The sequence below is a fragment of the Pseudomonas sp. MPB03 genome (assembly GCF_046605385.1).
Taxonomy (GTDB): Bacteria; Pseudomonadota; Gammaproteobacteria; order Pseudomonadales; family Pseudomonadaceae; genus Aquipseudomonas; species Aquipseudomonas zanjanensis.
Genome location: NZ_CP176770.1, coordinates 5,793,249 through 5,813,067 on the forward strand (window position 1 = coordinate 5,793,249; position 19,819 = coordinate 5,813,067).

The following is a 19,819-nucleotide window of genomic DNA, read 5'->3' on the forward strand; positions in this document are numbered from 1 at the left end:
CTCATTGTATTTGCCGCCACATGATACGGCGGCTGCCGCCGACGGATTTGCCCAGCAGGTCGGTGATACCACCACCGGAGTCGTTCACGATCATATTGGTGGCCCCGTTGGCACTGACGACGGCGCTCAATGTCGGGATGCCGCCCGTGAACACCACGCCGGCGGAAATCGTGTCGAGGCTGGTGAGCGAACCATCATTGTTGGTATCGAGTACCGCATAGTTGAGCATCTTACCGTTGAACGCATCCAATTCGATCAGTTTGCCCGTACCGAAGCTGGCGCAAGGGTCAGTGGTGTCCACGGCGGCCGTGGTAAAGACCACACGCCCGAGCACCAGGCTGGCCGGGTTGATGACTCGCTCCCCGGTCAGCACGTTGTTGTACACCAACGGCAGGTACCAGCCCTTCTTTGCAGGATACGCCACGTCCGTCTGGCTGGTGGTCACGAACTGCCCGGTGCTGCCGGAAAACACCCCGGTGATCGACTGGGCCTGCAGGCTCGACACGGTGATTTGCCCCGCGCTGCCCGTGGCGTCCCAGATCGAATAGAACGCCTGCAGGTCCTTGTTGAGCTTGTCGGCTGCTTCGTTGAACTTGCCGGTACCAAAAAACACCTGGGTGCCGCCCTGGGGATTGTCTGCCAGCAGAGGTTGCACAGTGATCGGCTGGGTCGCGCCTCCGGGTGCGGTGAACAACGGCTGCCCAGCAAACGCCAGGCCCCAGGCGGTGGGTGAAGTGCCGCTGAGGTCGAACTTCCACATCCGCCCCTTCAAGTCACCACCGTACGCGGCCTGCACTATATTCTGCGAGTTGACTCGCAGCTTGACCGACGACAGGCCGTTATCGGTTTCGCTGCTGTTGATGACGATTTTGCGGATCAGCGAACCGTCACGGATATCCACCACGTACAACGCCGCCACACCTGTATTGCTGCCGTAGCCATTGGCGATGAACGCCGCCCAGCGACCGTCCGCCAGGCGTGCGACTTCGGGACGCGCATAGGCGTAGCCCAGGTCATTAAAGGCATTGGCCGTGTTGGCGACGGTTGGCGCACTGATTTGCCACAACGCCCGATACGCATTGCCGGCCGCCGCATCGAACAGCTGGACCGCATAGAACACCTTGCCCCCAGCCCCGGTGCCACCGACGGCCACGGTCTTCCAGGCGCTCCCCGACTGCACGTCGAATAGACCGATTTGTCCATCCACGAGGAATTTGTGGCTCACGCCGTTGATGTAGTTGACGTCGGCAATGTCCTGCAACGAGGGCAGCACGTTCGAAGGCATGTAGGCGTAACGCCGCGCGCCGTTTGCGCTGTTGATGACACTGAAGAAACCATCGTTGCCATTCACCACCAGGCTGGTGCTCATGTTTGTCGCCTTGGTCGCCAGGTAGGTGCTGTAGCTGGTGTCGTTGAGCAGGTCCGCAGCGGTCTGGTCATTGGGCGACGCCAGCACCAACGGCGAATTGATGATGTCGCCCAATAATGCGCTGCGCACCTTCAGGCCGGTCTTGTTGACGCCCTTGCTCCACTCCACCAAGTCATTGCCGGTGATCCCCGTGGGCAGGTTCTGGCTGAGGCTGGTTTGCTGGGCCGGCGAAAAATTGCCGTAGGCCAGGGTCACCGGCACGTTGGTCGCGGTGTTCCAGGATTGATAGATCGGCGCCGTGGCGCCGGGCACGATGGCGGTGTCGGTGGTCCATTGCACCGCTGCCGTGTTGACCGTACCCGCCGGGGTGAAGCCGAATGCCCGGATGGTCCCACGCCAGTCCTTGGGGTCATAAGTGGTCTGGTAGTAGCTGGAGGTGCTGGATAACGTGGCGGCGTTGGTGGTGCCGCCGCCCCCGGAGCCAGCTTTGGAAGTGATATCACTCAGGGCTGACGACAGCGCCGAATTCAGGCCTTCGCTGTCGCTCGCCGGATAATACTTGCCCGCCCCGTAACGGGCGGCGTCGGACAACATCTGGTTGGTGACGGCAAATCCTACGGTATAGGTATTGAGGTACTGCCGAGGAAAATCCACGCTGTTCCAGCTCTTGCCGGTGGCGTCGGTGCCGGTGGAGCGCATGTCGATGTCGAAGGCGAACTTGGCGATGTCGTCCAGGTAAAGCGTGTCGCCCTCCGCATTACCGAGAGGATCGACGCCATCGTTGCTGCTGATGCCATCCCAGTTTGGCAGCCGGGACAGGCCCTGCGGGTCGTTGGTGGGGAACGTCCGGTCGTAGGTGGGCAAGCCGTCGGTGACCACTACGCCGAAGTTTTTCTGGCAACGGTACTGGATCGGACTGGTGTAGGTGGCAGGCGTGCCATTGTAGTAAGGCGCCATGCCCCTGAAGTAGCGGGTAACCTCGTAATAGCTCTCGGCCAACGGTGTGTTCGCGACAGCGCCCAGGCCGTTGATGGCATTGATCAGGGCGCTGTAGTTGCTGTTGGCCTGGGTCTGGGTCACGCTGCCGCTGACGGGTGACAGGTCGCTGACAGCCCGGGCAATGTAGCCTCCCGGGCCGGAGTTGCTGAAATTGGGTGGGTTGAAGGTAGCAAGGCCGATGCGCAGGGCGCGGTTATTGGCGACCAACTCATTGGAGACATCCCGCGCCACGTTGATCCGATAATCCGTGGGGATCGTACCCGTGGTGAAATCGCGGCTCGAGCCGTTGGCCAGTGTCACCAGATACGCCAAGTATTTGCCGGTGTAACGGGTATCGCCGCCTCCCACAGGATCTGGCAAGCGCAGACAGATCCGGCCGATACTGGGTCGATAGAAACCATACCAGCCAGACGAGCAGCCGCCACGCAACAGGCTCACCAACAGGATATTCGAGTCCTCCAGGTCCAGCTCATACCTGTCGTTGCAGTTGTTACTGGCGTTGCATGCATAAGTACGTGTTTGCGTCGCCGCCGGATCAAACCCCGCAGCCCAAATGATGTTGTTCATGCTCCCCGAATCATCGATCAGCAGCATCACGTTCGGCGTGACAGCGGCCGCACTCAGCAAGGGCGAGTCCGAAGGCGTGAACGCATAGGCCGGGGCCGCCAGGTAAAGGCTCAGCATCGCGCCCCGCAACATCTGCCACCCTCTGCGAAGCGCCTTAATATTTCGCATAGATGCTCTCCACCACGCTGCGCTGGTTATTGCCCACCACCGCTACCGCCGTGATCCGGTACAGCGTCGCCGACGTATTAAGCGGCACATTGACGGCCGTGAGCGTCGTGCCGATGTTCTGCACACCATAGAACCCACCGGCGGCGGCCACCCAGAGCACCCCTGACGACGAATTGCGCCCCGCGACCGTCAACGTCGCCGACTCGGCCGGCGGTGCGCACTGGATCGTGGGGGCGCACCTCGGCAGGGAATAGGTTTCGACCTGCACCGCGCTTTCACCGACCCTCAGCGCCGCCTCGGCCATCTGGAACGACTGGTTGCGCTGCATGACGCTGCTGGTCATTTTTTCCTGGAGGGTGGCGCTCTGCATCGACGACAACCCGATCAACGTCAGCAACAACAGGAAAACCAGGCTGACCAGCAAGGCCATGCCACGTTGGCGATGCACATGCCCCATCGAAGTCATCTCCTTCATAGCAGCCGGTTGCGCAACGCGGCAACGACATTGAAGGTCTGCTCGCGCACCGCGTTCCTCGGATCAAAAAGCGTCAGGGTCAGGCGCACGCTGCGGATCAGGGCCGGGTCAGCCGGGTTACTGGTGTAGCTCGACGCCGCGATATCCGTAGCGCTGCCCGCCACGCCGAAGGTCACGTCGAACGCCCGCACGTTGTCCACCAGCACCGACAGGGTCGGCGGGTTGCCGGTGCCGCTGCCCAGTAGCAATTGATTGTTGTTGAAGCTGTAGACCAGTCGGCGAATCGGAAACGCCAACTGCCCCGTCGCCGGTAGCCGTGCGTTGCTATAGGCCGTCGCCGAGGTGAGGCAATCGGAGACGACGGTCCAGGTTGGGGCGCTACCGCCACTGCCTATGTCGGCGGTGACCAGGGTCAACCTCCGGTTGGCGTTATCCCAACGGATTGGCGTGACCTGGCTGACAGCGAAACTGTTATCCGATGAGGCATCGATGATGGTCGCCAAGCAACCGAACATGCCCACCATGCGAATTTCCTGGACCATTTTGCTCAAGGCAAACCGCGCGTCCTCCTGCATCACCGCGGCGGCGCTCTGGCTGACGTAAGTGTTCTTCGCGGCGATGAAAATCTGCACCACACCCAGGATGACGATCAGGCTGAGCACCAGCGCGATCATCAATTCGATCAGGCCGAAACCGCGACTGTGCCGGTTCATGGCACCGTCCCCGGCGGGTCGACAGCGACGCGGCTGGTCAGGACAAAGCTGCGCCGCGCCTCGGCGGCGTCGGTGGTGTTGGCGGCCCGGGCATCGTCCCAGGAAACGGTGATGGTGTAGACCCGCTGGTTCAGCGCAACGGTGCCCGTGGCCGTGGCGCCGCCGAAGGCGACGATATTGGTCTTGAAGTCATAAAGGTCCTGGTCGCGGGCCACGTTGAGGTTCGGCGAGCTGGGCGGCGTGATGGTGTAGTCGGCGCCGGAGTTGGCGCGAATGCGGTCCAGCAGGTCGTAGGCAATGAAACTGGCCTGGCTGGTCATGCGCGAGCTGTCGGTGTACTTGAGCGCATTGAGCTGGATCATCGCCGCCCCGAGCAAGCCGACGCCGAGAATCAGCACCGCCACCAGCACCTCGATCAGGGTCATGCCTCCCTGTCTCCTTTTACTGCAACCCTTCATCCGCAACTTCCCAATACGATTCGTCCATTGAGGCAAACACTCAGCGTCCTGCTCTGCGCCCCGCGTACATAATTGAAACTCACCGGCGTGGCCGGTGCCGATAGCCCGCCCAGATTGTTGAAATCAATGTTGGTCACGTCTGAGGTTAGCGTCAGAGTCGCGCCGCTGCTCATTGCTGGAACAACCCGCAATATATTGGGCGACGAGCCAGTACTGTCATACACCGTCAATTCGCCGCTCCAGGCGCTGCCCTCGGCGGTGGGGCGAATTCGCGTGGTGATACCACGGTCGATCGCCGTCATCCGGGCAAAGTTCAGCGCCCGGCGCAAGTCGTCGATATCGGTGTCGGCCTTGGTGCTCTGCAGCGACCCGGTAAATGACGGCACCGCCATGGTGATCAGGATCAGCAGCACGCCAAGGGCCACCAGCACCTCGATCAGCGTGAAACCTTTTGTACGAAGATCCATCGGTGCCCTCCGTTGCCGTCGGCTATACCTGCTTCTACACGCTAGAACAAACCACCGCCTTTGTGTGCGGTTGTTTCGGTTTGCGGCGCCAGGAGCGCGTCGTTTTCGGACTCCAGGGAGGAGACGTCATGTATCAACAGGGCTTCAGCCTGATCGAACTGCTCATGGGACTGGCAATTGCCGCAATTGTTCTGCCGTGGGCCAGCGCGGGCTACAAAGAGCTGATCGAGTCCATCGAACGCGAGGATACCGCGCAGTTGCTGATCAGCGGATTACGCAGCGCACGCAGCGAAGCCATCGCGCGCAACCGGACGGTCGTGCTCAGGGCGATAGACAACGATTGGGGCCAGGGCTGGCGCATTACCCTGGACGACAAGAAGAAGACCGTGCTGATGGAGCGCCGCGCAAACGCCCGGGTGATGGGCAACGGGCCGGTAAAACGCAGGGTGAGGTTCGGCAACCAGGGGGAAGCCCTGCACCCCAGCGGCGCATTCCAGGCCGGCACGCTGCATGTCTGCGCCAAACGCGGGCCGCTCAGCCATCATCAAGTGATATTGGCGCCTTCAGGCCGTGTTCGCCTGGAAAGCGTCAAAACCGAGCAGGCCCTGTGCGAGAAAGGGCTCAAAGCAAAGAGCGGACGCGCAACTCTTTCGGCATCGAAAACGTGATGTTTTCCTCGCGACCGGCCAACTCATCGGCACCGGTGGCACCCCAAGCCTGCAATTGCTGGATCACGCCGCGCACCAGGACTTCCGGCGCGGACGCACCGGCGGTGATGCCGATGCGCTCGACGCCCTCGAACCAGCTGCGCTGCATGTCCTCGGCACCGTCGATCAGGTAGGCCGGGGTGGACATGCGCTCGGCCAGCTCACGCAAGCGGTTGGAGTTGGAGCTGTTCGGGCTGCCGACCACCAGCACCACATCGCATTCGTTGGCCAGTTGCTTGACCGCATCCTGGCGGTTCTGGGTGGCGTAGCAGATGTCATCCTTGCGCGGCCCACCGATGGCCGGGAAGCGCGCACGCAGGGCGTCGATCACGCGGCTGGTGTCGTCCATGGACAGGGTCGTCTGGGTCACGAAGGCCAGGCTCTCGGGGTTGCGTACCTGCAAGGCCGCAACGTCTTCCTCGTCTTCGACCAGGTAGATCGCACCGCCGTTGCTGGCATCGTATTGGCCCATGGTGCCTTCGACTTCCGGGTGGCCTTCATGGCCGATCAGGATGCATTCGCGACCGTCACGGCTGTAGCGGGCCACTTCGATGTGCACCTTGGTCACCAATGGGCACGTCGCGTCGAACACCTTCAGGCCACGGCCGGCGGCTTCGCTGCGCACGGCCTGGGAAACCCCGTGGGCACTGAAGATAACAATGACGTCGTCCGGCACCTGGTCCAGTTCCTCGACGAAAATCGCCCCGCGGCTGCGCAGGTCTTCGACGACGAATTTATTGTGGACCACTTCGTGGCGCACGTAGATCGGCGGCCCGAAGACTTCCAGGGCGCGGTTGACGATTTCGATCGCCCGGTCCACACCGGCGCAGAAGCCACGGGGGTTGGCGAGTTTGATTTGCATGCTGTGCCTCGTGTCTTGCGCGCAAGAAATTGAATCGGTGCAATACCGTGTGGGAGCGAGCTTGCTCGCGATGAGGTATATCAGCCAACGTCAATATTGACTGGTACGACGCTATCGCGAGCAAGCTCGCTCCCACAGTGAATCGGGTGGCAGCAGGAACTGCCTGTTAAACCTTAAACCGCCTTCACTTCGAGGATTTCCACTTCGAAGTTCAAGGTCTTGCCTGCCAGCGGATGGTTGAAGTCCACGGTCACCTGGGCGTCATCAAAAGCCTTCACCACACCCGGCAATTCGGTATTGGCCGCGTCGTTGAAGATCACCAGCAGGCCCTCGGACAGCTCCATGTCCTGGAACTGGGAGCGTGGCATGGTCTGCACGTTTTGCGGGTTGGGCTGACCAAAGGCGTTTTCTGGTGGCACGACCACGGTGCGCTTGTCGCCGGCCTTGAACCCGAAGATCGCCGCTTCGAAGCCCGGCAGCAGGTTACCGTCACCGACCTTGAACACCGCCGGCGCCTTGTCGAAGGTGCTGTCGACGGTGTCGCCGTTTTCCAGGTGCAGGGCGAAGTGAAGCTTCACTTCGGTATTTTGAGCGATACGCTGCTCAGTCATGGACGGCTTCTCCGGTTTTCTTGCTCTTGAACATATCCAGGGCGAGCATCACCGCACCCACGCTGATGGCGCTGTCGGCAAAGTTGAACGCCGGGAAATACCAGCGGTTCTGCCAATGCACCAGGATGAAATCGATGACGTGGCCCAGGGCGATACGATCATAGAGATTGCCCAAGGCCCCACCGAGCACCAAGGCCAGCGCCACCGCCAGCCAAGTCTCATTGCGCCCCAGGCGCTTGAGCCAGACCACCAACACGGCGCTGACCACAATGGCGATCAGGGCGAACAGCCAGCGCTGCCAGCCGGAGCTGTCGGCCAGGAAACTGAACGCCGCCCCGGTGTTGTAGGCCAAGGTCCAGCTGAAGTAATCGGGAATGATCACGATCTGCTGGTACATCGTCAGCGAGTTCTCGAAGTAGTACTTGCTGGCCTGGTCGATGACCAGGACCAGCACGCTCAACCAGAGCCAGCCCAACCGCCCGAAGCGGCCCGCTGCGTTAGGCATAATGACGAACCTCGCCAGCACCGCTGATGTTGTCCACGCAACGACCGCAGATTTCCGGATGCTCCGGGTTCACGCCGACGTCTTCGCGACAGTGCCAGCAACGGGCGCACTTGGTGTGGTTCGACTTGACGATCTTCAGCTTCAGGCCGCTGACTTCAGTGGCCACCGCATCGGCCGGCGCCTGCACCAACGGCGCGACACTGGCGGTGGAGGTGATCAGCACGAAGCGCAGCTCGTTGCCCAGCTTCGCCAGGTCGGCGTCCAGGGCATCTTCGGCGTAGAGGGTCACTTCGGCCTGGAGGTTGCCGCCGACAGCCTTGGCCGCCCGCTGGATCTCCATTTCCTTGTTGACCGCCGCCTTGACTGCCATCACACGATCCCAATACGCACGGTCCAGCTCGAAGCCTTGCGGCAGTTCGGTCAGGCCTTCGTACCAGGTGTTGAGCATCACCGACTCGTTGCGCTCGCCTGGCAGGTACTGCCACAGCTCGTCGGCGGTGAACGCCAGGATCGGCGCGATCCAGCGCACCAGGGCCTCGCTGATGTGGAACAGCGCGGTCTGGCACGAACGACGGGCCTTGCTGTTGGCGCCAGTGGTGTACTGGCGGTCCTTGATGATGTCGAGGTAGAAACCACCCAGCTCCTGCACGCAGAAGTTGTGGATCTTGGAATAGACGTTCCAGAAGCGGTATTCGCCGTAGTGCTCCTGCAATTCGCGTTGCAGCAACAGGGTACGGTCCACGGCCCAACGGTCCAGCGCGAGCATTTCTTCGGCCGGCAGCAGGTCGGTGGCCGGGTTGAAGCCGGTCAGGTTCGAAAGCAGGAAGCGCGCGGTGTTACGGATCCGCCGGTAGGCGTCCGCGCTGCGCTGCAGGATCTGCTCGGAAACGGCCATCTCGCCGGAATAGTCGGTGGACGCCACCCACAGGCGCATGATGTCGGCGCCCAGGGTGTCGTTGACCTTTTGCGGCGCGATCACGTTGCCCAGGGACTTGGACATCTTGCGGCCAGACTCATCGACGGTGAAGCCGTGGGTCAGCAGTTCGCGGTACGGCGCGTGATTGTCGATGGCGCAACCGGTCAGCAAGGACGAGTGGAACCAGCCACGGTGTTGGTCCGAGCCTTCCAGGTACAGGTCGGCGCGTGGGCCGGTCTCGTGGCCCATCGGGTGCGAACCGCGCAGCACGTGCCAGTGGGTGGTGCCGGAGTCGAACCAGACGTCCAGGGTGTCACTGATCTTGTCGTACAGCGATGCTTCGTCGCCCAGCAGCTCGGCGGCATCCATCTTGAACCAGGCCTCGATGCCTTCGGCCTCGACGCGCTTGGCCACGATTTCCATCAGTTCGACGGTGCGCGGGTGCAACTCGCCGCTTTCCTTGTTCAGGAAGAACGGGATCGGCACGCCCCAGTTGCGCTGGCGGGAGATGCACCAGTCCGGACGGTTGGCGATCATCGAGTGCAGGCGCGCCTGGCCCCAGGCCGGCACGAACTGGGTTTCCTCGATGGCCTTGAGGGAGCGCTGGCGCAGGGTGTCACCGCTGGTGGGCTGCTTGTCCATGCCGATGAACCACTGCGCGGTGGCGCGGTAGATCAGCGGGGTCTTGTGGCGCCAGCAGTGCATGTAGCTGTGTTCGATGACGGTGGTGTGCAGCAGCGCGCCGACTTCGGTGAGCTTGTCGACGATGGCCGGGTTGGCTTTCCAGATGAACTGGCCACCGAAGAACTCCAGCGATGGCGCGTACACGCCATTGCTCTGCACCGGGTTGAGGATGTCGTCGTTGACCATGCCGTATTTCTTGCAGGTCACGAAGTCGTCGACGCCATAGGCCGGTGCGGAGTGAACCACGCCAGTGCCCGCGCCCAACTCCACATAGTCGGCCAGGTACACTGGCGACAGGCGGTCATAGAACGGATGGCGGAAATTGATCAGTTCCAGCGCCGAACCCGGCGCGGTGGCGATCACCGAACCTTCGAGGTTGTAGCGGACCAGGCAGGATTCGACCAGTTCTTCGGCCAGCACCAGCAGCTTGTCGCCGACGTCGACCAAGGCGTAGTTGAATTCCGGGTGGACGTTCAGCGCCTGGTTGGCCGGGATGGTCCACGGGGTGGTGGTCCAGATCACGATCGATGCGGGCTTGGCCAGCTTGCCCAGGCCGAACGCGGCGGCGAGCTTGTCTTCATCGGCGATCGGGAACGCGACGTCGATGGTCGAGGACTTCTTGTTTTCGTACTCGACTTCCGCCTCGGCCAGGGCCGAACCGCAATCGAAGCACCAGTTCACCGGCTTGAGGCCCTTGAACACGAAGCCGCCCTCGACGATTTTCGCCAGGGCACGGATTTCGCCCGCTTCGTTCTTGAAGTCCATGGTCTTGTACGGGTTGGCGAAGTCGCCCAGCACGCCAAGGCGGATGAATTCGGACTTCTGCCCTTCGATCTGCTCGGTGGCGTAGGCACGGCACAGCTCGCGGGTCTTGTCCGCGCCCAGGTTCTTGCCGTGGGTCACTTCGACCTTGTGCTCGATCGGCAGGCCATGGCAGTCCCAGCCCGGGACATACGGCGCATCAAAACCCGACAGGGTCTTGGAGCGGATGATCATGTCCTTGAGAATCTTGTTCAGCGCGTGACCGATGTGGATGGTGCCGTTGGCGTACGGAGGGCCGTCGTGCAGGACGAACTTCGGACGATCCTTGCCAATTTCGCGCAACTTTCCGTACAGGCCAATGCTGTCCCAACGCTGCAGAATCTGTGGTTCGCGCTGAGGCAGGCCGGCCTTCATTGGGAAGGCGGTGTCCGGAAGGTTTAGCGTGGCTTTATAGTCGGTCATTTAAGGCTCTTCATTAGCGATTGGCGCTGGTTGCGACAAGGGCACGGGCGGCGGCGATATCTGCATGGATCGCCGTCTTGAGCGCCTCCAGGGAGGCAAAACGCTGCTCTTCACGCAGCTTATGGTGGAAAACCACCGTCAAACGCCGGTCATACAGATCGCCGGCAAAATCCAGAACATGTACTTCAAGGTGGGCCTTGCCATCGCCCTGGACCGTGGGTCGCACGCCGATGTTGGCGACGCCGGGCCAGGTCTTGCCGTCGATCTCGACACTCACCAGGAACACCCCGGTCAGCGGCACACGACGGCGCTTGAGCTGCACGTTGGCCGTCGGCGTGCCCAGTTGGCGCGCCAGTTTCTGCCCGTGCAGGATCCGCCCGGCAATCCGGTACGGCCGGCCGAGCAAGCGCTCGGCCAATTCGAAGTCGGCCGCCGCCAAGGCATTGCGGACCTGGGTACTGCTGACGCGCAAGCCATCCATCTCGACGGTCTGCGCCGCTTCGACGGTGAACCCCTGGGCGATACCGGCCTGTTGCAGGTAATCGAAATCCCCGGACCGGTCGCAGCCGAAACGGAAATCATCGCCGACTTCCAGATGTTTCACATCGAGACCGTCCACCAGGATGGTCTCGACGAATTCGGCGGCGCTGAGTTTGCTCAGGCGTTGGTTGAAGGCCAGGCACAGGACCCGGTCGACGCCTTCGGCGGCCAGCAGTTGCAGCTTGTCCCGCAACCGGGCCAAACGGGCCGGGGCGGTGTCCGGGGCGAAAAATTCCCGGGGCTGCGGCTCGAAGATCACCACGCAGCTGGGCACGCCCAATTCCAGCGCACGCTCGCGCAGCCGCGCCAGGATAGCCTGGTGGCCACGGTGAACACCGTCAAAGTTGCCAATAGTGGCGACACAGCCCCGATGCTGGGGGCGCAGGTTGTGGAGGCCTCGAACCAGCTGCATAACGCGCTTCTTGCTCATAAAGTGGCCGATTATAACCACACCCGGCGGCCGACGACAGGCAACACCGCACCCCAAAGTGATCGAACCGACAAAACCACTGCCCGGCCCGGGATTATCGAGGGCCCGCCCTCAGCTCAAGGCCTTGCGGTTGAAGTCGCGCAGGCGGAACCCCATCAGCAGCAACATGCCGAAATACGCCACCACGCCAGCAACCACCAGGGCGCCCAGGCGCAGGAAACGCTCGAGCATCTGCCCTTCGCCCCAGGCCGGCATGAAATGCATCGCCCCCAGCAATACCGCCGACATCACCGCCACGGCAACCAGCAGCTTGAGGCCGAACTTGGCCCAGCCCGGTTGTGGTTGATACATCTTCTGCTTGCGCAACTGATAGAACAGCAGCCCGGCATTGAGGCAGGCACCGGCGCTGATCGCCAGGGCCAGGCCCGCGTGGGCCAGCGGGCCGATGAGCAGCAGGTTGAACAACTGCGTCATCACCAGGGTGAAAATGGCGATCTTCACCGGCGTGCGGATGTTCTGCTGAGCGTAGAACCCAGGCGCCAGCACCTTGATCACGATGATCCCGAGCAAGCCCACCGAGTAAGCGATCAGTGCCCGCTGAGTCATCAAGGCATCAAAGGCACTGAATTGGCCGTACTGGAACAGCGAGACGGTCAACGGTTCGGCGAGGATCCCCAGCGCCAGCGCACACGGCAGCACCAGCACAAAGCACAGGCGCAGGCCCCAATCGAGGATCCGCGAATATTCGTGGCGGTCCTGGCTGGCGTAGGTCTTGGCCAGGGTTGGCAGCAGGATCGTGCCCAGGGCCACGCCCAGCACGCCGGACGGCAACTCCATCAAGCGATCGGCGTAGTACATCCACGACACCGAGCCGGCCACCAGGAACGAGGCAAAGATGGTGTTGATGATCAGGGAAATCTGGCTCACCGACACCCCGAGGATCGCCGGCAGCATCTGCTTCATCACCCGCCATACGCCGCTGTCGCGCAGGTTCAGCCGCGGCAGCACCAGCATGCCGATCTTTTTCAGGTGCGGCAGTTGATACAACAGTTGCGCCAGGCCGCCGACCAGTACCGCCCAGCCCAGGGCCATTACCGGCGGATCGAAGTAAGGCGTCAGGAATACCGCGAACACGATCATGCTGACGTTGAGCAGGGTCGGCACAAAGGCCGGCACGGAAAAGCGGTTCCAGGTATTGAGGATCGCCCCGGCCAGGGACGACAGGGAAATCAGCAATATATAAGGAAAGGTCACCCGCAGCAGGTCAGCGGTGAGCTGGAATTTTTCCGGGGTATCGGTAAAGCCCGGCGCCGTGGCCCAGATCACCCAGGGCGCGGCGAGCATGCCGGCGGCCGTGACCAGCGCCAGCACCAAGGTCAGCAGGCCGGTGACGTAGGCAATGAATGTGCGAGTCGCCTCGTCGCCCTTCTGGCTTTTATATTCCGCCAGGATCGGCACAAAGGCCTGGGAGAACGCGCCTTCGGCGAAGATCCGCCGCAACAGGTTGGGCAGCTTGAAGGCGATGAAGAAGGCGTCGGTGGCCATCCCGGCGCCGAATATCCGTGCGATCAACGTATCGCGAACGAACCCCAGGACACGGGAAAGCATCGTGATAGAGCTGACGGCGGCCAACGATTTGAGCAGATTCATGAAAAGAGTTTTTGCCTGTCGATAAACAGCAGGCGAACAACGCGCCCACTTGTGCGATACTCCGCGCCGCTAAACAGTGCAGAGCCAAAGCCCGCGAGTTTACAGGTCGCACGCCGGAAAGAAATCCTTCGGTGCGCAGCACCTGCCATTCAGCGGAACGCGTCACCCGCCCTTGACAAGACTTCAACTCATCGGCATGATTCGCGGCCTATTTTGTTTGCTATTTCCCAAAAAGTCTTTCGAGGAGCTCGACGGTGGCCAACACACCTTCCGCCAAAAAACGTGCAAAACAGGCTGAGAAGCGTCGCAGCCACAACGCCAGCCTGCGTTCCATGGTCCGTACCTACATCAAGAACGTAGTCAAGGCCATCGACGCAAAAGACGCTGAAAAAGCTCAAGCTGCTTACGTTCTGGCTGTGCCAGTTATCGACCGCATGGCCGATAAAGGCATCATCCACAAGAACAAGGCTGCTCGCCATAAGAGCCGCCTGAATGGCCACGTAAAGGCCCTGAACGTTGCCGCTGCTGCCTAAGCGACGCGCTCATTAAAAAACCGACCTCAGGGTCGGTTTTTTATTGCCTGCGATTTAACCCCCCAACCAGAACAGCCCCTCCCCTTTTGGGAGCGAGCCTGCTCGCGATGGCGGTGGGTCAGTCAATGGAGATAGTGACTGTATCGCCGCCTTCGCGAGCAGGCTCGCTCCCACACTGGAACTGCAGCGGGGCATACATCTTGTACCCACCACATTCCCCCTGTGGGAGCGAGCTTGCTCGCGATGGCGGTGGGTCAGGTAATGGAGATGCCGACTGTACTGCCGCCTTCGCGAGCAAGCTCGCTCCCACACTCGCTCTTCAGCGGGCATAAATTTTCCACTCACCACAACCGCCCACACTGACTGGGAGGGGGAAGACCAAAAAAATCAGAATCCCTACTCGCCGAAATTGAACACCACCGGCTTCGGCGGAGGGCAACCTCCTGGTGGTGGGAAGTTCTGTACGCCCGCCTCGTCGTAGCCGGTGTAGCAGCCCACGATCTTGTCATCCTTGAAGGTCATGCGGCGCTCGACCACACCCGTCGGATAGTAATAAACCGTCTCGCCTTCGCGCTTGGCGTACGAATAGTCCTTGTATTCGCGCCCATAGACCGTTATCAGCCGGAACCCCTGCCGGGCCTCGGAGGACTTCAACTGACCGCTGGGGTAGTACTCCTTGTGGGTCACACGATCATCAGGCCCCAGCAACACCTCCCGCACATTGCGCCCATCCTGGGTATGGCGGGCACTCTGTTCGTTACCAAACAGGTAGTCACTCTCGGAATCGAAGTGGCCGTTATTGAACGCCCCGCGCTGCTTGCCGCACAACTTGATGCGGGTGTACTTCCCATCCGGCACATGGCAATAGTTGCGGTCCGCGATCAACACCCCATTCGCGTCGAATGATTGCACGTTGCCAATGGGCTCATCCTTTTCGTACGTTGCCACCGTATCGGGCTGGCCATTGGGGTGATAGAGACGAAAGGCGCCCTCTCGCGAACCGTAACGCCAGGAGATATCCGACAGCAGCACGGCACCGTCGTCCGTGTAGGTCAGCGCCCGCCCTTCGATCTGGCCATTGGCGTAGTGAGCCGAATAGGTGAGCTTGCCATTCGCCGCATAGGTCTCTTTCAACCCATCCAACACACCCGCTCGGTAGTGCTCGACCCGCCGCAACACCCCCGCAGCATCCACTTCTCGCAACTCGCCGTGCATCTTGTCGGCGACAAAATCCACGGTCTGGACGCCACCGCCCTCCACCTTCAATGTCCAACGCCCCTCCCGGACGCCTTGCACGTAACGCCCCTCGCCCCACGGCATTTTCCAATCCCCGTGCTGCATGCCCCCCACGAAATCGCCGCGCTGGATCACCTCGCCATGACGCACACGCTCGGAAGGCCCGTCAAAATCACCGTGTTTGTAAGTATCGAAGCCCGACATCAGCACCTCATCGTCGTACCCCTCGATCGTCCAGCGCCCCTCGTAGAAGTCATCGACAATCATGCCTTTGGAAACCGTCCCCCTATCACTGATAACCCACGGCCCCTGGCGCACCCCATCCACGTAGGCGCCGGTAGACTCGTCGCCCGACGGGCCAAACTCCTTCCACTGACCGGATTTCTTGCCCTGGACATACGAACCCAGCGCCCAGAGCTGCCTATCCCCCATGATCGCCCCCATCCCATCCTCAGAGCCTCGGTACAGCTGCGGACGGGTTTCCCAAGCCATCCGGCTGACGCTATACGCAGCCCCCACATCCTCATCCCCAGGCGACACGCGCTCATACGTCAGCGTGAGCCAGCGCCCGTCGCGCTGCTGGAAGGTCTTTTTGTAGGTGTCACGATGGGGGTCCTCTGCCGGCTGCCCCGCCGAGGCCGGGACACCGTCGACACCGAAGTAGCCCACCAGCGTACCGTCAGCGGGATTGAGCGTGTCGAATTCAACGATACCGGTCACAGGCACCACGGCGCCGTAAGCGTAAGGCGGCAACGCGCCCAGGGCTTTTTGGACAATGGCGGCATTGAGGACTTTGCGATTGGCAGCGATACGATCCAGCACCGGCTGAAGCGTCTCGAGCCGACGGTACGTCCCAGCAGACGGCACGAACCGATAACCATGAAGGGCGTATTGCCCCTTCGCCCGGGACAGCACGACCAACGTCTGGAGATCACTGTCGAGGCTGGCGTAGAACACCGACTCGACACTGGCCTCGCCATACCGGTCGAGCACTTGCGGCGCGCCATCCGGCGAATCGCACAGGCATGAATAGCCGACAACTCCCTCCGCTTCACGGATAAACGCCAGCGTCGCCCCACTCTCCTGGGAGCTTTTTATCAGCGGATGGGCCAGGGGCTTGGCGTTATAAAACGGCTCCGCCAGGGCTCCGACGGAAACAGTACAACTCAATACAAACAGCAGCAAAAACGAACGCATACGAATCCCTTCGCGCCAAAAGCACAACAACATTCATGGACATTAAAAAAACGAGCCGACTGGCTTAATGCCCGTCAGTTAAGCGAAATAAAGCCGGGCAATCATCCTGTGGCGAGGGAGCTTGCTCCCGCTGGGCTGCGCAGCAGCCCCAAAACAGGGCCGCTTCGCGACCCAGCGGGAGCAAGCTCCCTCGCCACGGCTTGTGTGTTTCCTCGTGACACCCACTCAACTGATCGGCATTAGCCGACTGGCTCGCTCATCAGTCGATACTTAACGCCAAGGCAAGATCGGAATGGCGGTCACCGCATTTTGCGGACTGCCCTCGATCACCCGGTCGCTGTAGACCAGGTACACCAGCGTATTGCGCTTCTTATCGAGGAACCGCACCACCTGCATGGTCTTGAACACCAGCGAAGTGCGTTCGCGGAACACCTCTTCGCCGTCCTTGAGCTCACCCTTGAAGCTGATCGGCCCGACCTGGCGACAGGCGATGGACGCCTCGGCGCGATCTTCGGCCAGGCCCAGGCCGCCTTTTACACCCCCAGTCTTGGCTCGCGACAGGTAGCAGGTCACGCCATCCACTTTAGGATCGTCGAACGCCTCGACCACAATCCGGTCATTCGGCCCGACGAACTTGAACACGGTGGACACCTGACCGATTTCTTCGGCCGAAGCCAGCAGCGGCACTGCCAGCAGCAAGCCGATCAATCCTTTTGCCAAACCCATGATTTTTCCTTAGACGAGGATCAGGTTGTCACGGTGAACCAGTTCGGGCTCCGCCATGTAACCCAACAGACCGACAATCGCATCAGACGACTGACCGATGATTTTCTGCGCTTCCAGCGCGCTGTAGTTAGCCAGGCCGCGAGCGATCTCACGACCGTCCGGCGCCACGCAAACGACCATTTCGCCCCGGCGGAAACTGCCCTGGACCAGCTTCACGCCCACCGGCAGCAGGCTCTTGTTGCCCTGGGACAGGGCCGATACGGCACCGGCGTCCAGCACCAGCGTGCCACGGGTTTGCAGATGCCCAGCCAGCCACTGCTTGCGCGCCGCCAGCATGCCGCGCTCCGGGGAGAGCAAGGTGCCAATGCGTTCGCCCGACTTCAGACGATCCAGCACCCGCTCCAAGCGCCCGCCGACAATGATGGTGTGAGCGCCGGAGCGCGCCGCCAGACGCGCCGCACGCAGCTTGGTCTGCATGCCGCCACGACCCAGCGCACCGCCAGTGCCGCCCGCCACCGCATCCAGCGCCGGGTCGTCGGCACGGGCTTCGTAGATCAGCTTGGCATCGGGGTTGTTGCGCGGATCGGCATCGAACATGCCGTCGCGATCCGTGAGGATCACCAGCAGGTCCGCCTCCACCAGGTTCGCCACCAGCGCGGCCAGGGTGTCGTTATCGCCGAAACGGATCTCGTCGGTGACCACCGTGTCGTTTTCGTTGATCACCGGGATGACTTTCAGCTCCACCAGCGCCCGCAAGGTACTGCGGGCATTGAGGTAGCGCTTGCGGTCGGACAGGTCGTCATGGGTCAGCAGGATCTGCGCCGTATGGCGGCCATGCTCGGCAAAGCTCGACTCCCAGGCCTGCACCAGGCCCATCTGGCCGATGGCGGCGGCAGCCTGCAGCTCATGCATCGCGCTGGGTCGCGACGTCCAGCCCAGGCGGCTCATACCGGCAGCCACAGCCCCGGAAGAGACCAATACCAGCTCGACGCCAGCCTCATGCAAGGCCACCATCTGCTCGACCCACACCGCCATCGCCTGGCGATCCAGGCCTTTGCCATCCGCTGTCAGCAGTGCACTGCCGATCTTCACGACCCAGCGCTGCGCACCCGTCACCTTGCTCCGCATCATCTTCAACCTTTGCCAGCGAACGGCGCGACCCAGCGCCGCCCATGGGATTATTCGTATTTGCGTTTTACAGATACCAAAACGCCGCTCGAATGAGCGGCGCCTTGGAAACCGGCTGGCTGCGATGATAACACCGCACCGAAACAGTTGAACCTGTGGGAGCGAGCTTGCTCGCGATGCGTGGGGTCAGCCATATCGATAGCGGCTGATACACCGCTATCGCGAGCAAGCTCGCTCCCACAGGGGTTCTCACAGGTACTGACTTCAGCTGAGTCGCATCAGCACACGATCAGTCGCGAACGTAGATGATTTCCGGACCGTCCTCGTCATCCACATCCTCTTCGTCCCAATCGTCGTCACCGATGTCATGGACCGACTTGACGCCGCTGCGGCGCAAGGCACGCTGGTCGTCCAGCGCTTGCAACTGGGCACGGGCCTCGTCTTCGATACGTTGATCGAGCTCGGCCAGCTCTTCCTTGTAGGCCGGGTCGTTGGCCAGGCGGTCGGCACGATCTTCCAGGTACCGCATGATGTCGTGGCACAGGCGCTCGGTGTTTTCCTTGGCGATGGCCGAGATCACGTAGACCGGACCTTCCCACTCCAGGCGATCGACGATTTCCTTGACCCGCTCCTCATGCTCTTCTTCAAGGATCTGGTCACACTTGTTCAGCACCAGCCAACGGTCGCGCTCGGCCAGGGCCGGACTGAACTTGGTCAGCTCGTTGACGATGACTTCGGCAGCATCGGCAGCACTGGTTTCATCCAGCGGCGCCATGTCGACGAGGTGCAGCAACAAACGGGTACGGGACAAGTGCTTGAGGAAACGAATCCCCAGGCCGGCGCCCTCGGAAGCCCCTTCGATCAACCCCGGAATGTCGGCGATCACGAAGCTCTTCCAGCGGTCGACACTGACCACGCCCAGGTTCGGCACCAGGGTGGTGAACGGGTAGTCGGCCACTTTCGGCTTGGCAGCGGATACCGAGCGAATGAAGGTACTTTTACCGGCGTTCGGCAGGCCCAGCAGGCCCACATCGGCCAGCACTTTCATTTCCAGCTTAAGGTCACGCTGCTCGCCCGGCTTGCCTGGCGTGGTCTGGCGCGGCGCGCGGTTGGTACTGGACTTGAAACGGGTGTTGCCCAGGCCGTGCCAACCGCCATGGGCGACCAGCAGACGCTGGCCGGCCTTGGTCAGGTCACCGATCACTTCCTGGGTGGCCGAATCGATCACCGTGGTGCCAACCGGCACGCGCAGGATCAGGTCTTCGCCCTTCTTGCCGGTGCAGTCGGTGCTGCCGCCGTTGGAGCCACGCTCGGCATCGAAGTGCCGGGTGTAACGGTAGTCCACCAGGGTGTTGAGGTTTTCGTCGGCGAGCATGTAGATCGAGCCGCCGTCACCCCCGTCACCACCGTTCGGACCACCGTTTTCAATGAACTTTTCCCGACGGAAACTCATGCAACCATTGCCGCCGTCGCCAGCCTTCACTCGAATCGATACTTCATCAACAAACTTCATGACACACGCCTCTCGCCATACGGACGAGCCAAAAAAACAAGACATAAGACTCTTGCAAAAATGAGCGCAGCGACCTGATGACACGCCCCAACCGCAGCGCCGACAGCCCATACAAACAGTTTTGCAAGAGACTCACCCCAC

Annotated in this window: 17 protein-coding genes; 2 read left to right on the forward strand and 15 right to left on the reverse strand. The window is 61.6% G+C overall.

Features of this window, described 5'->3' with window-relative positions:
* Position 1: 1 nt before the first annotated feature.
* From ACLH0I_RS25230 to ACLH0I_RS25250, 5 genes are read right to left on the reverse strand one after another with little or no spacing between them, the layout of a single operon-like run.
* A complete protein-coding gene (locus ACLH0I_RS25230) occupies positions 2-3,103 on the reverse strand; it encodes a pilus assembly protein (RefSeq protein WP_411385668.1) in 3,102 nt (1,033 codons plus the stop codon).
* Positions 3,090-3,569: a PilX N-terminal domain-containing pilus assembly protein gene (locus ACLH0I_RS25235; RefSeq protein WP_411387557.1), complete on the reverse strand. Its 480-nt coding sequence runs from the start codon at positions 3,567-3,569 to the stop codon at positions 3,090-3,092. The genes ACLH0I_RS25230 and ACLH0I_RS25235 overlap by 14 nt, the downstream gene beginning before the upstream one ends.
* Positions 3,570-3,574: 5 nt before the next feature.
* On the reverse strand, positions 3,575-4,291 hold the full coding sequence (locus ACLH0I_RS25240) for a PilW family protein (RefSeq protein WP_411385669.1): 717 nt from the start codon (positions 4,289-4,291) through the stop codon (positions 3,575-3,577).
* Positions 4,288-4,749, reverse strand: coding sequence for a type IV pilus modification protein PilV (pilV, locus tag ACLH0I_RS25245; protein WP_250964791.1), 462 nt, complete (start codon positions 4,747-4,749; stop codon positions 4,288-4,290). Before pilV ends, ACLH0I_RS25240 begins: the two co-directional genes overlap by 4 nt.
* On the reverse strand, positions 4,746-5,216 hold the full coding sequence (locus ACLH0I_RS25250; RefSeq protein WP_186730515.1) for a GspH/FimT family pseudopilin: 471 nt from the start codon (positions 5,214-5,216) through the stop codon (positions 4,746-4,748). The genes pilV and ACLH0I_RS25250 overlap by 4 nt, the downstream gene beginning before the upstream one ends.
* A 128-nt stretch (positions 5,217-5,344) precedes the next feature.
* Here ACLH0I_RS25250 and ACLH0I_RS25255 point away from each other — a divergent pair, with 128 nt between their 5' ends.
* Positions 5,345-5,884, forward strand: a complete 540-nt coding sequence (locus ACLH0I_RS25255; protein WP_411385670.1) for a GspH/FimT family pseudopilin — start codon at positions 5,345-5,347, stop codon at positions 5,882-5,884.
* On the opposite strand, the gene ispH is transcribed toward ACLH0I_RS25255, so the two are convergent.
* The 6 genes from ispH to murJ form a co-directional block, all read right to left on the reverse strand.
* Entirely contained in the window at positions 5,838-6,785 is a 948-nt protein-coding gene (ispH, locus tag ACLH0I_RS25260; RefSeq protein WP_122564938.1) for a 4-hydroxy-3-methylbut-2-enyl diphosphate reductase, read from the reverse strand. The two genes, ACLH0I_RS25255 and ispH, sit on opposite strands and share 47 nt — an antisense overlap.
* Before the next feature lie 173 nt (positions 6,786-6,958).
* Positions 6,959-7,396: an FKBP-type peptidyl-prolyl cis-trans isomerase gene (fkpB, locus tag ACLH0I_RS25265; protein ID WP_030140281.1), complete on the reverse strand. Its 438-nt coding sequence runs from the start codon at positions 7,394-7,396 to the stop codon at positions 6,959-6,961.
* On the reverse strand, positions 7,389-7,901 hold the full coding sequence (gene lspA, locus ACLH0I_RS25270) for a signal peptidase II (RefSeq protein WP_014340279.1): 513 nt from the start codon (positions 7,899-7,901) through the stop codon (positions 7,389-7,391). Before lspA ends, fkpB begins: the two co-directional genes overlap by 8 nt.
* Positions 7,894-10,725: an isoleucine--tRNA ligase gene (gene ileS / locus ACLH0I_RS25275; protein WP_411385671.1), complete on the reverse strand. Its 2,832-nt coding sequence runs from the start codon at positions 10,723-10,725 to the stop codon at positions 7,894-7,896. Before ileS ends, lspA begins: the two co-directional genes overlap by 8 nt.
* A 13-nt stretch (positions 10,726-10,738) precedes the next feature.
* Positions 10,739-11,677: a bifunctional riboflavin kinase/FAD synthetase gene (ribF, locus tag ACLH0I_RS25280; RefSeq protein WP_186709827.1), complete on the reverse strand. Its 939-nt coding sequence runs from the start codon at positions 11,675-11,677 to the stop codon at positions 10,739-10,741.
* 129 nt (positions 11,678-11,806) lie between these two features.
* Positions 11,807-13,345 (reverse strand): murein biosynthesis integral membrane protein MurJ, encoded by a 1,539-nt coding sequence (gene murJ / locus ACLH0I_RS25285; protein WP_186709825.1) that lies wholly within the window; start codon positions 13,343-13,345, stop codon positions 11,807-11,809.
* Positions 13,346-13,599: 254 nt separating this feature from the next.
* Here murJ and rpsT point away from each other — a divergent pair, with 254 nt between their 5' ends.
* Positions 13,600-13,878 carry a 30S ribosomal protein S20 gene (gene rpsT / locus ACLH0I_RS25290; RefSeq protein ID WP_003185593.1) on the forward strand — a complete coding sequence of 93 codons (279 nt, stop codon included), beginning with the start codon at positions 13,600-13,602 and terminating at the stop codon, positions 13,876-13,878.
* 396 nt (positions 13,879-14,274) lie between these two features.
* On the opposite strand, the gene ACLH0I_RS25295 is transcribed toward rpsT, so the two are convergent.
* The 4 genes from ACLH0I_RS25295 to cgtA all read right to left on the reverse strand — a co-directional run bounded on the left by ACLH0I_RS25295 (position 14,275) and on the right by cgtA (position 19,678).
* On the reverse strand, positions 14,275-16,284 hold the full coding sequence (locus ACLH0I_RS25295; protein WP_411385672.1) for a hypothetical protein: 2,010 nt from the start codon (positions 16,282-16,284) through the stop codon (positions 14,275-14,277).
* A 297-nt stretch (positions 16,285-16,581) separates the two neighbouring features.
* Positions 16,582-17,037, reverse strand: a complete 456-nt coding sequence (locus ACLH0I_RS25300; protein ID WP_003205733.1) for a CreA family protein — start codon at positions 17,035-17,037, stop codon at positions 16,582-16,584.
* Positions 17,038-17,046: 9 nt separating this feature from the next.
* On the reverse strand, positions 17,047-18,165 hold the full coding sequence (proB, locus tag ACLH0I_RS25305) for a glutamate 5-kinase (protein WP_030140287.1): 1,119 nt from the start codon (positions 18,163-18,165) through the stop codon (positions 17,047-17,049).
* 289 nt (positions 18,166-18,454) lie between these two features.
* A complete protein-coding gene (cgtA, locus tag ACLH0I_RS25310; protein WP_039593902.1) occupies positions 18,455-19,678 on the reverse strand; it encodes an Obg family GTPase CgtA in 1,224 nt (407 codons plus the stop codon).
* Between the last annotated feature and the right edge of the window lie 141 nt (positions 19,679-19,819).

What these genes read in the sequence shown, in the direction of transcription:
- ACLH0I_RS25230 (WP_411385668.1), bottom strand. Translation starts at nt 3,103, where the DNA reads ATGCGAAATATTAAGGCGCTTCGCAGAGGGTGGCAGATGTTGCGGGGC.
- ACLH0I_RS25255 (WP_411385670.1), top strand. Translation starts at nt 5,345, where the DNA reads ATGTATCAACAGGGCTTCAGCCTGATCGAACTGCTCATGGGACTGGCA.
- murJ (WP_186709825.1), bottom strand. Translation starts at nt 13,345, where the DNA reads ATGAATCTGCTCAAATCGTTGGCCGCCGTCAGCTCTATCACGATGCTT.
- ACLH0I_RS25235 (WP_411387557.1), bottom strand. Translation starts at nt 3,569, where the DNA reads ATGACTTCGATGGGGCATGTGCATCGCCAACGTGGCATGGCCTTGCTG.
- lspA (WP_014340279.1), bottom strand. Translation starts at nt 7,901, where the DNA reads ATGCCTAACGCAGCGGGCCGCTTCGGGCGGTTGGGCTGGCTCTGGTTG.
- ACLH0I_RS25250 (WP_186730515.1), bottom strand. Translation starts at nt 5,216, where the DNA reads ATGGATCTTCGTACAAAAGGTTTCACGCTGATCGAGGTGCTGGTGGCC.
- ribF (WP_186709827.1), bottom strand. Translation starts at nt 11,677, where the DNA reads ATGCAGCTGGTTCGAGGCCTCCACAACCTGCGCCCCCAGCATCGGGGC.
- ispH (WP_122564938.1), bottom strand. Translation starts at nt 6,785, where the DNA reads ATGCAAATCAAACTCGCCAACCCCCGTGGCTTCTGCGCCGGTGTGGAC.
- fkpB (WP_030140281.1), bottom strand. Translation starts at nt 7,396, where the DNA reads ATGACTGAGCAGCGTATCGCTCAAAATACCGAAGTGAAGCTTCACTTC.
- cgtA (WP_039593902.1), bottom strand. Translation starts at nt 19,678, where the DNA reads ATGAAGTTTGTTGATGAAGTATCGATTCGAGTGAAGGCTGGCGACGGC.
- ileS (WP_411385671.1), bottom strand. Translation starts at nt 10,725, where the DNA reads ATGACCGACTATAAAGCCACGCTAAACCTTCCGGACACCGCCTTCCCA.
- proB (WP_030140287.1), bottom strand. Translation starts at nt 18,165, where the DNA reads ATGCGGAGCAAGGTGACGGGTGCGCAGCGCTGGGTCGTGAAGATCGGC.
- ACLH0I_RS25240 (WP_411385669.1), bottom strand. Translation starts at nt 4,291, where the DNA reads ATGAACCGGCACAGTCGCGGTTTCGGCCTGATCGAATTGATGATCGCG.
- ACLH0I_RS25300 (WP_003205733.1), bottom strand. Translation starts at nt 17,037, where the DNA reads ATGGGTTTGGCAAAAGGATTGATCGGCTTGCTGCTGGCAGTGCCGCTG.
- pilV (WP_250964791.1), bottom strand. Translation starts at nt 4,749, where the DNA reads ATGAAGGGTTGCAGTAAAAGGAGACAGGGAGGCATGACCCTGATCGAG.